Annotated in this window: 10 protein-coding genes; 6 read left to right on the top strand and 4 right to left on the bottom strand. The window is 43.4% G+C overall.

All coding sequences use genetic code 11. The annotated features are described in order from the left end of the window. The first annotated feature begins 2 nt into the window (after positions 1-2). Positions 3-896: a carbohydrate ABC transporter permease gene (locus AC787_RS23900; protein WP_063847666.1), complete on the top strand. Its 894-nt coding sequence runs from the start codon at positions 3-5 to the stop codon at positions 894-896. Positions 897-962: 66 nt separating this feature from the next. After that, positions 963-2420 (top strand): ABC transporter substrate-binding protein, encoded by a 1458-nt coding sequence (locus AC787_RS23905; protein ID WP_054027480.1) that lies wholly within the window; start codon positions 963-965, stop codon positions 2418-2420. A gap of 283 nt (positions 2421-2703) precedes the next feature. On the opposite strand, the gene AC787_RS23910 is transcribed toward AC787_RS23905, so the two are convergent. After that, on the bottom strand, positions 2704-3459 hold the full coding sequence (locus AC787_RS23910) for a helix-turn-helix transcriptional regulator (RefSeq protein ID WP_054027481.1): 756 nt from the start codon (positions 3457-3459) through the stop codon (positions 2704-2706). Between the two features lie 141 nt (positions 3460-3600). On the opposite strand from AC787_RS23910, the gene AC787_RS23915 reads away from it, so the two are divergent. Both AC787_RS23915 and AC787_RS23920 read left to right on the top strand, forming a co-directional pair. Beyond that, complete coding sequence (locus tag AC787_RS23915) at positions 3601-4581, top strand: nucleoside hydrolase (protein WP_054027482.1); 981 nt, start codon at positions 3601-3603, stop codon at positions 4579-4581. Positions 4582-5392: 811 nt separating this feature from the next. Beyond that, positions 5393-5887 carry a hypothetical protein gene (locus tag AC787_RS23920; RefSeq protein WP_054027483.1) on the top strand — a complete coding sequence of 165 codons (495 nt, stop codon included), beginning with the start codon at positions 5393-5395 and terminating at the stop codon, positions 5885-5887. 363 nt (positions 5888-6250) lie between these two features. On the opposite strand, the gene AC787_RS23925 is transcribed toward AC787_RS23920, so the two are convergent. Genes AC787_RS23925 through AC787_RS23935 form a run of 3 tightly spaced genes read right to left on the bottom strand, consistent with a single transcriptional unit; the run spans position 6251 to position 9354 of the window. Then, positions 6251-7078, bottom strand: a complete 828-nt coding sequence (locus tag AC787_RS23925) for a carbohydrate ABC transporter permease (RefSeq protein WP_054027484.1) — start codon at positions 7076-7078, stop codon at positions 6251-6253. A 5-nt stretch (positions 7079-7083) separates the two neighbouring features. Continuing rightward, positions 7084-8052 carry a carbohydrate ABC transporter permease gene (locus AC787_RS23930; RefSeq protein ID WP_054027485.1) on the bottom strand — a complete coding sequence of 323 codons (969 nt, stop codon included), beginning with the start codon at positions 8050-8052 and terminating at the stop codon, positions 7084-7086. 48 nt (positions 8053-8100) lie between these two features. Continuing rightward, a complete protein-coding gene (locus AC787_RS23935) occupies positions 8101-9354 on the bottom strand; it encodes an ABC transporter substrate-binding protein (protein WP_054027486.1) in 1254 nt (417 codons plus the stop codon). Between the two features lie 205 nt (positions 9355-9559). Here AC787_RS23935 and AC787_RS23940 point away from each other — a divergent pair, with 205 nt between their 5' ends. Both AC787_RS23940 and AC787_RS23945 read left to right on the top strand, forming a co-directional pair. Then, positions 9560-10792 (top strand): multidrug effflux MFS transporter, encoded by a 1233-nt coding sequence (locus AC787_RS23940; RefSeq protein ID WP_054027487.1) that lies wholly within the window; start codon positions 9560-9562, stop codon positions 10790-10792. A 657-nt stretch (positions 10793-11449) separates the two neighbouring features. Beyond that, positions 11450-15187, top strand: coding sequence for a discoidin domain-containing protein (locus AC787_RS23945; RefSeq protein WP_054027488.1), 3738 nt, complete (start codon positions 11450-11452; stop codon positions 15185-15187). The last annotated feature ends 1 nt before the right edge of the window (position 15188 follow it).

The raw sequence follows: 15188 nt of genomic DNA on the forward strand, positions 1-15188 counted from the left end.
TAATGGAAACTAATCGATTGCTTGGTGATAGACTCGTAAAGAGCTTGGCCTACTGTTTTATTAGCTTATTTGCACTCGTTTGTCTATACCCTCTTGTATTAACACTTAGCGTCTCCTTTTCCTCTGAACAGGAAATTGTTAGAAATGGCTATTCAATTATCCCTCTTACTCCGAGTTTGGATACGTATAAATATATATATGTTAATAGTGGAATGAAGATATTGAAATCTTATGGTGTAACCATCTTTGTAACCGTAGTTGGCACCGTAAGCGCATTGCTGATTACAAGTATGATTGCATTCTCGATATCCATAAAAAAGCTGAGATATCGTAACATAATCGCATTTATCAGTAATTTTACGATTATTTTTTCAGCAGGCTTGATTCCATGGTATATGGTTAGCGTGAATTATTATGGATTGAAAAACAGTATTTTGGCATTAATCCTTCCTTCTGTTTTTAGCGTTTGGAATATGTTTTTGATGCGTACGTATTTTTCAAGCATATCCCCGTCTTTATATGAAGCTGCGGAGATGGATGGAGCAAATTATTTTACTATTTATATTAAAATAGCCCTTCCTTTAAGCAAGACCGCGCTACTCACGGTGGGTTTAATGTATGCGCTTAATTATTGGAATGATTGGTGGAATGCACTCATCTTCATTAACGATAAAGATTTATTTCCGCTGCAATACTACCTCTACAATATCTTATCTAATGTAAATGCAATTAGCTCCGGCCGTATTCCATCAGGGGCTTCAGGCAACATCACGCTGCCCGCAGAAACCGTGAAGATGGCTATAACCGTTATCACAATTGGCCCTATTATTTTCTTATTTCCTTTCATTCAAAAGTATTTCGTTCATGGTATTATGGCTGGCGCCGTAAAGGAATAAGCGATAGATGGTTTGCAGCCTATCAAGGCTTTACATATAGTAACCATTTTATAGGGAGGGTTATCAATGAAAACAAGGAAAATGCTTATCATTTTGGTGTTAATGCTAGTGTCAATTTCTATACTAGCAGCCTGCAGTGACAAAAAAGAGACTGAGGGGAAGCTCGAAACACTCACCATTTTGTACCCTGGGGACGAAAATGATCGTATGACTGAATTTCTTCAAAATGAATTTTCAGAGAAGATGGCAACTGATCTTGGATTAAAGGTGAAAGTTATATTTGTACCATGGTCCCAATATTGGGAGCAAAAAGATATCATGCTGGCTGCAAATGAACCTATTGATCTCTACTGGGATGGCCTTCCTGACCTCTCCACCATTGTTAATAAGAAGCAAAGTATGCCGCTAGATGATCTAATTAAGGAATATGGTCAAGATATGCTTAAAGTGTTACCAATGGAACAGTTTCAAGGTGCAGTAATTGATGGTAAAATTCAAGGCATTCCATCTGCATATGCTCCATCCTCTGCGATGTATCAACTGGTAGCTGTACGTCAGGATATACTAGAGGCAGTTGGCATGAGCGAAGTGAAAACAGCTGATGATCTGAAAGAGTTTGCAACAAGGGCGGCAAAAAAGTTTCCGGAAATGAAAGGGCCTGCTGATATTGTCTTCAAACCTCTAACCAGGTATTTTACCGAAGAGCAATATAACTGGATTGCAGTAGAAGATTTAGTTGTATTCGGGGAAGACAGCAAAAAGGCTTATAGTTATTATGAGACGGAGGCTTTTCAGAAAGTAGCAAAATTTAACCGCAGCATGTACGATGCAGGGCTATATTCGGAGGATCTGACCATTAAATATAATGAAAGAGACTCTCGCATGCAGACAGGTTTATATTTATGGGTTGAAGGATCTCTAGGTAAGGAAATGGAAATTATTGATGCAATAAAGGCCAATGCACCGGATGCTAGAGTTAAAACTTATCTTTTGGCAGATGATAAACCTCGTTATATTACAGCAACAGGCGGAGAAGTTCTAGGCGTACCTGTAACTGCCCCAAATCCAGAAGGTGCTATCAAATTTGTGAATTGGATTTATAAATCCAAAGAAAATTATCAATTAGCACTCTATGGTGTTGAAGGCAAGGACTACGAGATAATAGATGGAAGAATCAAAAAGCTGAGCGCAAATGAGTTTTTCTATGAATGGATGTTTAGAAACCAAAACTATCAAATGTTTGGACCTGATGTAGCACAAGAGTCCATAGATAATTATAAAAGCTGGGATGATAAGGCGATATTATCCGCTTCGCTCGGCTTCCGATTTAATAATGAGAAAGTAAAATTGATTGAAACTGCCCTGAAAGAAGTCGCGGGCAAGGACTTAGCTGCTATACGCTCAGGTTTTGTGGACTTTGAAACGGGATATCCGAAGGCTATTAAGAAGCTAAAAGCAGCAGGGATCGATGAATACGTAGCTGAGATACAGCGTCAGCTGAATGAGTTTTTGGCTAGTAAATAAAGAGATATAATGTTTTCAACTTGGGATATCGCGGAGTTATGTGTTGCGGATTAAGAAGAGGGCGCTTAAGAAGCTTTACCATGAGTTTTATAAGGCGAAAGAGATGAGCGGTTATTTAGTATTGTTGTTTTAAGTTCAAACGTAGACTCAATGGCCACGTCTTTGGAACGTGGCTTTTTTTTGTTATTTTGCGAATTCTATGGGTTGAAAGAAATGAGCATCGCATCGGGATAAGGAGAATGGCAGCGAGAAATGAAATGATTTCAAAGGTGTTAGCCTTTCTTTAAAGCAATTCACCGGCAAGTTCTCTGTACTGCTTCGGGGTTATCTCCGTTTCCCGCTTAAACAGGCTGCAAAACTGCGCATCTGTTGAAAAGCCGCATTCCATCGCGATAACCGATATTTGCAAGGGGGTATGCCTAAGCATTGTTTTGGCATGCTCGATCCTACGCTGCAAAATATATTGGCTGGGAGATAACCTGACCTTTTCCTTGAACAAATGACGAAACCGGTCGTAGCTATAACCGGATTGGTCGGCAAGAGCTTGGAAGTCTATTTTCTGCATATAGTACTCATCAATGAAAGCCTGGGCGAATCGTATAATGTCATGGCGGCTATCTGCTTCTTGGGAGGGATAAGCCCGCAATACCTCCAAATATAGGCGAGAAATCATATTATCGAGCAATTGCTTATAGAATGGAGGTTTATCGCGAAGCTCTTTTGCCATCATTTGCATGAGGCCAAAAATAGGCCGTGACGGGGAATCTTGGTAGATCCCTTCTTTTAAGGGAGGATAGACGGTGCTGGTAAAGCCCGTAAACATAACCTTCGACTGTTTGCCGTGCCGTTCATCGTGAGGCGTACAGGGTGCTATTATCGCATAATCACCTGCCTTGAAAGAATGCTCGGCTTTCCCGATTCGGGTTATCCCCTGACCACAGTCGTAATAGACCAGCTCGTAGCACTGATGGTGATGCAGCGCGATATGCTCATGCTTCGCTCTCGTTTCTTGATAAAAGAAGTCCAATGAGGCAGCCATTCATAGCTCTCCTATCATAGTAGCCAATTTGTGATATAGAACAACCGTATAATGCTACTGCATGCTTGAAATTGTTTGTAAAATGAATTCATTATAGCATGGCTGAAAAGCCAATTCATTATATAGATGGAGGAAGAGTATATGGGTCTAAGTTTTCCGACATTATCCACTAATGAGCTGGTGCGCAAGTTGGAGGCTCCAGGCAGTAGAGTTAGAATGGTGCTCGATACCGATACTTTTAACGAGATCGACGACCAATTTGCGGTCATTTATGCGCTCTTGTCACCAGAAAAAATAGAGCTTCAGGCTCTTTATGCAGCACCGTTCCATAATGAGCTCTCTACCGGACCGAAGGACGGGATGGATAAAAGCTATGAGGAGATCATTCGCATTCTTAAGCTATTGAATCGAGAGGATGTCCCTGTCTATCGAGGCTCAGAAGCCTATTTGCCTGCTGCTAACTCGCCGATTCGCAGCGAGGCAGCGCTGAATTTAGTAGAGCGCGCAATGGCATGCGAGCCAAATGATCCATTATATGTAGTCGGAATCGGTGCCATTACGAATATTGCGAGTGCCATTCTGCTGGAGCCGCGAATCATCGAGCGCATCGTCGTGGTCTGGCTGGGCGGCCACGCAATGGATTGGCCTGACACGCGCGAGTTTAATCTTGCACAGGATCTCCACGCCTCAAGAACGTTGATGGACTGCGGCGTGCCTCTGGTTCTAATCCCCTGCATGGGAGTCGCTTCAAACCTGCGTACGACACTATCGGAGGTTAGAGATTATGTAAAGCCTTCCGGCGCAATTGGAGAGTACCTCTATGAGACGTACAAAAACTGCAAAGATGATCATTTCGCCTATTCCAGAGTGATATGGGATATCTCGGTTATCGCTTGGCTGAATCAGCCAAAGTGGGTTCCTTCGCGGCTTATTCCAAGCCCAATCATTTCGGAGGACTTTCGCTGGAGCACGGATGGCACAAGACATTTGATACGCTGCGCAAGCTATATTGACCGTGACGCGGTATTTCAAGATCTGTTCTCCAAGCTTGCGCTAAGCAACTTGAATGGCGCTGAGCTTGATCTTGGCGTAAATGAACCGGGCGAGATTGACATCATTTGATTTCGTATGAGTGCTCCGCTTGTAACCCTTCTTGACCGTCATATGCTGCAATCGGTGTTGCCGACCAGCATCGGCGAGGTCAAGGCGCGAATTCCGGAAGTTAATCTACATCTTAAACCAAACGGAGAGATTACGTTTGGTTTTTTGATGTATTTCCAAAAGCAGTGTCACAAACGATTAGTACCATAAGGCATATACATACTAGAAACCGGGGGTGTCAGCGCCGCCAAAGCCGTTTACAATTTTCGCATAGTTTTTCATAAGTTCGAGTTTCATAATATTAAATCGTCGGATATAATTTACTTGTCGCCATTTCGATCGGAAGCTGGAAGAAGATGTTTCGCCCCCGGCGCGTGTCCCAAGTTCTTTCAGCGCGTACGGGGTATTTACATTCGATGGGGGAATACGATGATACCGCACGACAACGAACACATTCGAATTATCAGCGAAGTAAAGAAGTCCGACGGACGCGTACAAACGACATTTGTGTTTGGACGGTTCTTAATTACGTGGAACGAATTTTTTAAACCCGACGACGATAAGCACACAAAGGGGGAGGCATCATAAAAAAATGGCATAAAGTTACGATCGGCATTGCGTCCGCCGCGGTTCTTGCGGGCTTCGCCGTATTCGGCGTTATTACATATCTGGAACGAATCTTGAACCCGAATACAGTATACGCAGTGCCAGAGACGCAAACGGTCGAAATGATAGACAAAGAAGCGGCGAACGACTTCGAACTAACCCGATACAAATTCGACTTCCGGGATATGAAAAGCATCAACGGTCAAAAAGTATCGTTATCAGCGAATTGACGTCGGTTGCGCTGTTGCCGCTAGCTGATCGAACGAAGGCGATCAATAGCGCGATTGCGACGCCGGAAGAAGCAGCGAAGGCGCTTGGGTACATTCATCTTCGGTTTAACGAAATCCTTGGCGGCTATAACGCGGGTTGGTTCAAAACAGAAGGGTACGGTCATTCGGTCGAAGCTGCTGAACAGGCGAAAGAAGGCATTTTTGACGTAAGGTTGACTAATGACACGGAATTATACCTTCGTTTGGCTGACGTGATCGACAACGAGAAAGCCGCGCAAGACTTGCGGGACGTTGCGGCATTGGTCGAAATCGGCATGAAGAAACGCGACGTTCAAGCGTACCTATACGCGCACCGCGTCATTCATGACGTTGATTCATTCGTACTTAATTCGCCCGACGATGGCGAAGAACCATACGGCGCGGCGCGATCGGTAAAAGGCGCGGACTCGAAGAAGGTCGCCGAGATCGCGGCATATATTGAGAAGAACTAAGGACGGGAAGGCTAACGCCGAACCATCTTCCTTCGTATTGTCAGACGCTCTATTTGCCGTGTGCAGCGTTGTATGGCGATGGGAATACGTTCTCTTTCCCTACACAAAAGAAAAGACGCCGTGTAAAGGCGTCTTTAAGTCGTGGGCAAATGCCGTTCCAAAAGTGTTAAAAAGCCTGTACTCCCTGTCAACTCGACTCACGTGGACTGGGGACAGGGGTTATTTTGCCGTCGAAAAAGCGTTCGAATCCATTTGTCATTTTTCAAATACTCGGTTCCACTATAGGATAAATTTATGGATACCAGACGTTGGATAGCTGCCGAATCCAAAAACAAACCAAGATGATTAATGCCTTTGGCGTATTCAGCTCTTAACTGCACCGGCTGCGATATCGGATATAAACTGCCTGCTGATGAAGAGAAACAGCGCAATTAACGGAACAACAGCAAGAAGCGTTCCCGCGATAACCATGGAATAATCCGTCGTGTATATTCCGTTTAATGAAGACAGGGCTACCTGCAGCGTAAACTTGCTCTCATCTGTCAGGATAATGAGCGGCCAGAGATAATCATTCCAAACACCGATAAATGTGAAGGCGCCCAGAAAGGATAGTGCGGGCCGCAGAATAGGCAACGTAATGTTCCAGTAGATGCGGAAAAATCCGCAGCCGTCAATCTTACCGGCATCCATCAGTTCAGATGGGATCGAATCCTCGGCATATTGCTTAATCCAGAAAATGCCAAACGCATTGACCATACCCGGAATAATCAAGGCCTTGAACGTTCCTACCCAACCAAATTTGGCCATGATGACGAATGAAGGAACGAGCGAGAGCTGGGCCGGTGCCATCATCGTTGCGAGAAGAAGGATAAAGAGCCACTTTTTCCCTGGAAAATGGTATTTGGCAAAGGTTACTCCAGCTAGTGAGTCAAAGAATAGAACCAGCAATGTGCAAGCAGTTGCAACGAACAGTGTATTCAAAAACGCACCGAAAAAATCAATGTTTGCCATCACCCTCGATATATTATCAAAGAGATGACTCCCGAACCAAATTTTTGGAGGATAGCTATAAATTTCTGGTGTTGTATGCGTTGACATCACGAGCAGCCAGTAGAAGGGAAAGATAGAAAGAATAAAGCCGGCTATCAATCCGAGATGGAGCAGTGTTGTTTTCCATTTGTTGATTATCATATCTCTCACCCCCGATTGTCTTTATCCGATTTACCTTGGACGAGCTTCCAGTTAACGATTGAGAACAAAGCGATCAACACGAACATGCCCCATCCAACGGCTGCACCATATCCGAAATAGTTATTAATGAATGCCTCCCGGTACAAATAAAGAACGATGGTAAGCCCGCCGCCGTTAACGCCGCCGTCGTTGCCGACCAGCACCTGGGATTCTGTGAATATTTGCATGCCGCCAATCGTTGAGGTGATGACGGTGAACAGAATGATCGGCTTCAGAATCGGTACCGTGATCCGGAAGAAGGATTGAGCTGCGGATGCCCCATCCATTTTGGCTGCTTCGTATAATACGGTCGGAATACTTTGCAAACCTGCCAGAAAGATGACGGCGTTATAGCCGACCCATCGCCATATTACCATCAGGGAAATGGCAATTTGGATGCCCCAGCTTTTGTTAAGCCATTCAACCGGTGAAAAGCCGAATAAAGCGAGAATGTAGTTTAGTAAACCGTAGTTGTTGGAAAAAATGGTGCTGAATATAATCGCAACAGCGACCAGTGAAGTGACATTCGGAATGAAATATCCGATACGAAAGAAGGTACGGAATTTCACCAATGTCGAATTCAGCAGGAAAGCAATGACGAGAGCTGAGAACAGCATCGGAATCGTCGAGAATAGCCAGATTAGGAATGTATTTCCGACGGCTTTCCAGAACTCGGCATCCGTGAGCATGAATTTATAATTATTTAAGCCGTTAAAAGTCATGTCACCGATTCCATCCCATTTCTGAAAAGATAGGTACATGGAGAAAGCTATCGGAAAAAGCCCAAATATAGCAAATAACAAATAGAAAGGGGAGATGGCCAAATATTGTTTGCGGTGCTTCCATATTTCGGAGGCTAGCCCGGTTTTCTTTTCAGTCAGAACTTCATGTCGACCTGATGTGTGCTGCGGCCGGTTATGCAAGGATTGTGCCATTTGCTTCAACCTCCTCGTTAGTTGACTATCTATATAAGCACCATTTAATCAGCGCAGCAGCTCTTTCTTGACTCGCGCAAGAACATCTTCCCATGCTTCATCAGGATCTTTTCCTTGGAGTGCTACTGACTGAAGCTGCCGGTTTACAATTCCGTTGATATTTGCATATTTTGGCCCGAAGTAAGCAGGCTTTACATTCCTGGCAGATTCGGTAAAGATTTCACCGGTTGCCTGACCGCCGAAGAATTCTTCTTTCTTCAGAAACGCACGGTCATCAAGAGAGCTAATAGTTGATGGGAACAAGTTGGTATTCCTGAATGTCTGGACCTGATTCTCAGCATTCTGTATCCATTTCATAACCTCAAACGCTTCCTTGGGATGCTTGCTTGTCTTCATGATGGCTAAAAAAGATCCACCATTATTGCCGTCGCCACCAGGCGCACGGGCTACCCGCCATTTACCGGCAGTATCAGGCGCAGCTTGTTGAAGCACTTCTTTATTCCAGACCGCCCCAACAAAGGAAGCGATTTTACCGTTACTCATCGCTGCGTTCCACTCGGATGAGTTGCCGTTGGCGTCTGCGAGCAGTCCCAATTGGGAAGCCTTAGCCGCCAGGTCCCATGCCTTCTTCATCGATGAAGATGGATCTTCTCCAATAAATGTATCCTCTTTGGAGAAATAGATCGTATCGCTCTGTGCGTTAACCTGCGTATAGATGCTGCCGATATTGTCGGTCAGCTTGACGTCTTCCCCTAGAGCAGCCTGCAGTTTCTCGCCTAGCGCAAAATAATCCTCCCACGTGCGTACCGTACGAGTTACCTCATCCGGATCGCTAGGAAGTCCTGCTTTTTTGAACAGATCTGCCCGGTAATATAAGCCTGTTGGTCCAGTGTCGATCGGAAGCGCAATCATTTTACCATCCGGTGTCACCCCAAACTGCCATTTCCACTCCAGAAAATCCTTCTCAATGTCTTTGGCACCTAGCTCATATAGATCGTAGAAGCGATCCGCGTTGGGAAACATCTCGGTTACCCAGTCGTTAAAGGCGACAATGTCGGGTCCGCCTGAGCCGGCGGCCATCGTCGTTTTCAGCTTCGATTTGAAATCGCCTCCAATTTTCTGGGCATTTATTTGTACATCAGGAAATTGTTTCTCCACGGCCGCTATAAGCTCGTCATCCAAACCGCGGTTCCAGTACCAAAGTGTAAGCACTTTCATTTCGTCGGTAGACGATTCACCGGTACAGCCGCACAGCCCCATTATTAGGATCATCAGCAATAATACGACTCGTTTTTTAGTCATTTGATCCGCCTCCCAACCTAGTTAACTCTTAATACATATTTCTTAATAGTAAACAGGTTGGTAATCTTTGAATCTTGTAAAATGTGGAAAAAGATAAAAGGATCAAGTTACTATTGGGATTAACTCTATCTTGGTCTATAATGAAGCAAGTTAACACGATTACCATGATTCATCACTTTGGAATAGTTTAGGAGAAGATCAAACGATGTCTGCAACAAAAAACTATGATCGCCTAAGATTAGTATTGCTGTTAGGTGCTTTTTCAGCACTTGGCCCACTTACGATTGACATGTATTTGCCGTCATTCCCGCAAATTACCGCTGATTTTGGAACCCAGGCTTCTCTTGTTCAGCTTAGTTTGACAGCATGCCTCATTGGCTTAGGTTTGGGCCAAATTATTATGGGACCATTAAGTGACGTTCATGGGAGACGCAAGCCCATTATTATTTCACTTATTTTCTATCTGGTTGCTTCGTTTGTCTGTGCGATCTCCCCGAATATTTATTGGTTTATAGCTGCACGCTTTATTCAGGGTTTCGCTGCCTCTGCGGGAATCGTTATCTCTAGAGCAATCGTACGTGATTTATACAGCGGAACAGAATTAACGAAGTTTTTCTCAATGCTCATGCTTGTAAATAATCTGTTTCCAATGATTGCGCCTATGGCTGGCAGCGGTGTGATCTCCTTTACAACGTGGGTAGGTGTATTTTTCGTACTAAGCATTGTTGGTTTACTGCTCGTTATTTTGGCAACGATGAACTTAAAAGAGACCTTGCCTGTAGAGAATCGGGTATCCGGTAACTTCGGGGAGCTGCTAGCCGGTATTCAAGCTCTGATTAAAGATCGGCAGTTTATCGGCTATGCGCTTGCGCAAGGCATTATGATTGGGGGCGTATTTGCTTACGTATCAGGGACTCCATTTGTTTATCAAAATATTTACGGAGCTTCTCCACAACTGTTTGCGCTGTTGTTCGCATCCAATGGAATAAGCTTAATTATTGGTTCACAGGTCGTTGGACGGTTCAGCAAAAAATTCTCGGAACGCAAATTTGTTATCCTTGGTCTGCTGTTGGCTTGTACGGCCAGTTTTGCAGCCTTGCTCGTTATTTTATTGCACGGTCCTTTAATGGCATTGGTTATTCCGTTGTTCTTCTTTGTGGCTTCAATCGGTATGACGGCAACAGCTTCTTTTGTTCTGGCGATGGGTTCGCAAAGTCAAAGAGCAGGAAGTGCAGCTGCTCTGCTTGGGTTGTTGCCTTTTGTGATTGGAGCATGTACTTCACCACTAGTCGGCGTTGCCGGAGAGAATTCCGCGGTTCCGATGGGGATCATTATCTTTTCCACTAGCCTGCTTGCTCTTTTCGCTTTCTTTGGACTCGCACAGAAGCCGCATATTAAACTTGCTAATAAGCATATTGCATCAAAAGTTTCTCAATAAAGCCTCCTCCCAGTTCGATGTGGGCAGAAAAACTCCTCATTTTGGGAAAGAGCTTCTTCGATCCCCCTAGACTCCACCATATATAAACAGCGAACGCTTGGGTTTCCGAGCGTTTTTTTTTTTTTCTAGAGAAAAAATAATCTTGCAGGGACGTTCGCTTTTTACAAAACCTTCATTTGAGTTTTACACGTAATTAACCTATTAATAATCGATCCAATGTACAATAAATTTTGTACATAAACGAAAAAACATCTTTTATCCTAAAAATATTGATGTTGTAAAAAAAATATTGAACACAAATGCAAGGCCATTCCAATGCGAAAATTGCTTTTTTTGTCCAAGCTTAACATCCCCAAAGCGTTATAGGAGTCGATCGATTTCGATATGCAATTGTTTTCCACAGGAATGAGACAGTTTTTTTGGGGGTGGTGCTTACGGATTAAAATGTCCTTTAATTATCGCAATAGACTTTGTTCGATCATGTCGTTAATTGGCCTGTTCGTCATTGTACGAATTATCGGATTGAGGAGTGATTAATATAATCTAGTTGTACAAATAACATTACGGAATTGTAGATTTTTATCTGGAGGATATATAGAATTTCACGAGTTTTTCGAACAGATTTTTAAAACATTTAAAATATGGAGGTTTTCTGTAGTGAAAAGAATTTTATCCTTTACCCTCGTATTAACGATGATGTTCGTTATGTTATCGAATACTGTCAGCGCAGTAACAGTAGATAATGACGTGGTCAAAATCGACAATGCCAACCCTCTTATTGCATCGATGAAATTCGACAATAATTTAAAGGACGATGCAAATCAAGAGAATTTGAAAGCAAATGGAAATTATAGTTATGTAGACGCTATATTACCTGGGACCAAAGCTCTGCACTTAGAAAGCGGAGATGACAACTATGTCGGTACGACGCAGAGCTTGAAGTTTGGAAATGACAGTTTTACCACATCCTTCTGGTATAAGGGCGACACTAACAATAGACAGGTAATAGTATCAAACAAGGATTTTACTAAGGGCTCTAACGAAGGCTGGGCGATTTATACATCAGCCAATTCGGTCGAAATGAATTTTGGATTCCCGACCGCAGCAGTAAAGAACATTTCTTTTGGGCGCGATACGTTTAATGCTTCCGATTGGCGTTACGTGACATTTGTTGTAGACAGAGAAAAAATGCTTGGATTGTTGTATATTGATGGTTACAAAATGGCTGAAACTACGCTGGGGCCTGGATCTTTAGATACATCGAACCCATTAAATATAGGTAGCGATGGATTGGGCAAAAATGGCGGTAATTCATTCGATATAGCTGATCTGAATATTTGGAAAGGCGCATTAAGCAGTGATGTAGTTCAAGCTAATTATAATAGTTACGGTGTAAATAAAGTAGATATGAACGCACTTAACGACACCATATCCGAAGCAAATACAATAGTAGCAGACGGTCTCGGTAACGGCTTCAGCGAAACCGATTTTGATCATTTGAAAAAGGTTTTGAATACAGCAACTACGGTTGCAACAACGCAAAAAGTAAAATTATATACACAGGAAACGATCAATTATTACGAACGTGAACTAAACAATGCCCTATTCATCTATCAAAAAAGCAATAAAACATTAACTCCCGCTGGTTTAAATATGATTGTGGACAGCGACCCGGAAATCAGTAGTAATCCCGCATCACACGCGCGCATTGAAAAAGATTACAGAACAGAACTGAGATTATTCCCACAGGCCGACGTGCTCTTTATTCCTGGCGACGTTACCGGCGGAAATAATGCTAATGAATATGTGTGGATGAGTGAGTTGACAAAAATACACACTAAACTTACAAATGAGGGTTTATTAAACAATACGAAGTTTTATATGGTAAGAGGCAACCATGATATGGGCGGTGCCGAACAATTTATACCTGTCGGTTCGGCGGGCGCGTGGAACGAGTCAACGAATTCATACGATAACAATTTCTTTAATAGTGCTTATAGGGTAAAGGTAAAAGGATATAATATTGTGGGCTTTGACGGAAATTTTAACAACGACAATACGGTGAAAAAAACCAACAATTTCCTCGACCAAATTAGAAAAGAAGAGGATTACGATCCAACCAAACCCATATTTGTATCTTCTCACTACCCTATAGGCGGAACCGTGTGGTCATCGAGATGGAGCAGCGCTGCAAGTAATAATGTAGGCAAATATATTGCCGACAATAATTTTTCGCAGGTGGTATATATGTCAGGTCATACGCAATATGACCCGACCGACGAACGTTCTCACTATCAAGGATCGGCTACGTATCTCGATAGCGGTGCGAGTTCATATTCCAGTTATATCGATGAAGGTCCATACGGCGGATATATAGAAGGCTCGTATATCAACTATAAAACCACACCTCGCATCGTGAATTTCATAGAGGTTTACGGCTCGAAAATTATCATCAAACAGTATAATTTAAGTACAGATGAATATGTAGGCATACCTTCTGTAAAAATCGTTGGTGAAGGCAAAGATGCCTTCACATATAACAAGAGCGATATAAGAGAACTCATAGCTCCGCAGTTTGATGAGGGTATTACGGTCGATTCCTACAAAAACAACGAACTTGCTTTTACAATAAAGCAAGCAAATGACAATGTGCGCGTTTTGGAATACAATATTCAGCTTATCAACAAGCTCACCGGGAAAGTGGACAAATCGTTTAACAGCCTTTCGCTGCCGCTAGACAAACCATTCGGTGAATACAGACAATATAAGTTTACAGATTTGTCGCCGACTACTCCATATATACTCAGGGTATTTGCCGCAGATTCCATGTATAACCGTTCGTCGCAGGACATTGACATTACAGCTCAAGATGTTAATTTAAACAGCATCACTGCGCCTGCTGACCTAACAGGGGTAGCAATCGCAACGGCGAAGACAGCAGACGCCCTTGGATTGCCAAAGACAGTATCCTTGGATACCGATGCAGGCAAGGGGGATGCCATTGTGACATGGGATGTAGATGCTTCAAACTATGATCCCACTGTAAAGACTGTACAGACCTTCACTGTAAATGGAACTGTAACTTTGCCAACTGGGGTGGCAAATCCGAGTAACGTGTCTTTGGCAACAAGCATTAAAGTAACGGTTAATAAGATCCCTCAGTCACAAATGACAGCAACGGCGACAAGTGAGGAAACAATTGGTGAAAATAGTGCAGCATCCATGGCGATTGACGGAAACCCACAAACGGTATGGCACACAAAGTGGGATAAATCGGATGTTCTCCCTCAATCGATTACCTTAAATCTTGGAGGAACCTATAACATCAATAATGTTGCGTATTTGCCAAGGCCATCAGGCAGCAACGGAAATATTACAGGCTATAACGTTTATGTAAGTACAGATGGAGTGACCTTTACTAAAGTTGCAAGCGGAACTTGGGCAAACGACAATGCTGAGAAAGTAGCAACTTTTGATTCGACAGATGCATCATATGTCAAGCTCGAAGCAACGGCGGGTACTAACGGCTGGGCAGCGGCTGCAGAGATTAATGTAACAATTAGCGAACGATTAGCATCACCTGCCACTACATTGACAGGCTTACAGCAGGTGAGCTCGGGTCAAACATTTGATGTAAAGATGGGATTGACCGGCGTAACACAAAGTGTATACCAGTCGGTGTATGCCCAAGATTTGACTCTACATTATAATCCAGTGAATGTGCAATTCGATTCGGTTACATCGCTGAAAGATGGATTCCAAGTCATTGAACAAAAGGAGACAGCGCCGGGTCAAATTCGAATTATTGCTTCCAGCGTGGAAGCAAGCCAAGGGGTACTTGCCCAAGGCGATTTGTTGAATTTCAAATTTACAGCCAAATCTGCAACGGATGCAACGACAATTTCTGTTGACAATGTTGTGATTGCCAACGGACAGGGGAATGAACTGAAGGTTAACGGAGCCTCCCATGAAATACAAATTAGTAAAACCATTGATAAATCACTCTTGAATGCTTTAATCACAAGCGCTCAGGCCAAGTACGATGCAGCAGTGGAAGGCAATGGGCACGGCATGTATGTAAATGGATCCAAAGCGGCATTGCAGTCGGCAATCGCTGCGGCCAAAGCGACAGCAAACGATCCGAATGCCACTCAGCAGCAGGTGGATAGCGCGAAAGCTGCATTGGAAGCGGCCATTCAAGTGTTTGACACCAAGAAAATCAATGCGGATGTCAATAGGGATGGAAATATTTCTATTGGAGACTTGGCTATTGTTGCAGCGGCTTACGGCAAACAACAAGATCAGGCGGGCTGGAATGAGAAAGCGGATGTAAATAAAGACGGCAAGGTGGATATTATAGACCTTGCAATCGTAGCTAAAGCAATCTTGCAATAAA

This window comes from Bacillus sp. FJAT-28004, from assembly GCF_001280845.1.
In the GTDB taxonomy this organism is placed as follows: Bacteria; Bacillota; Bacilli; order Paenibacillales; family Paenibacillaceae; genus Pristimantibacillus.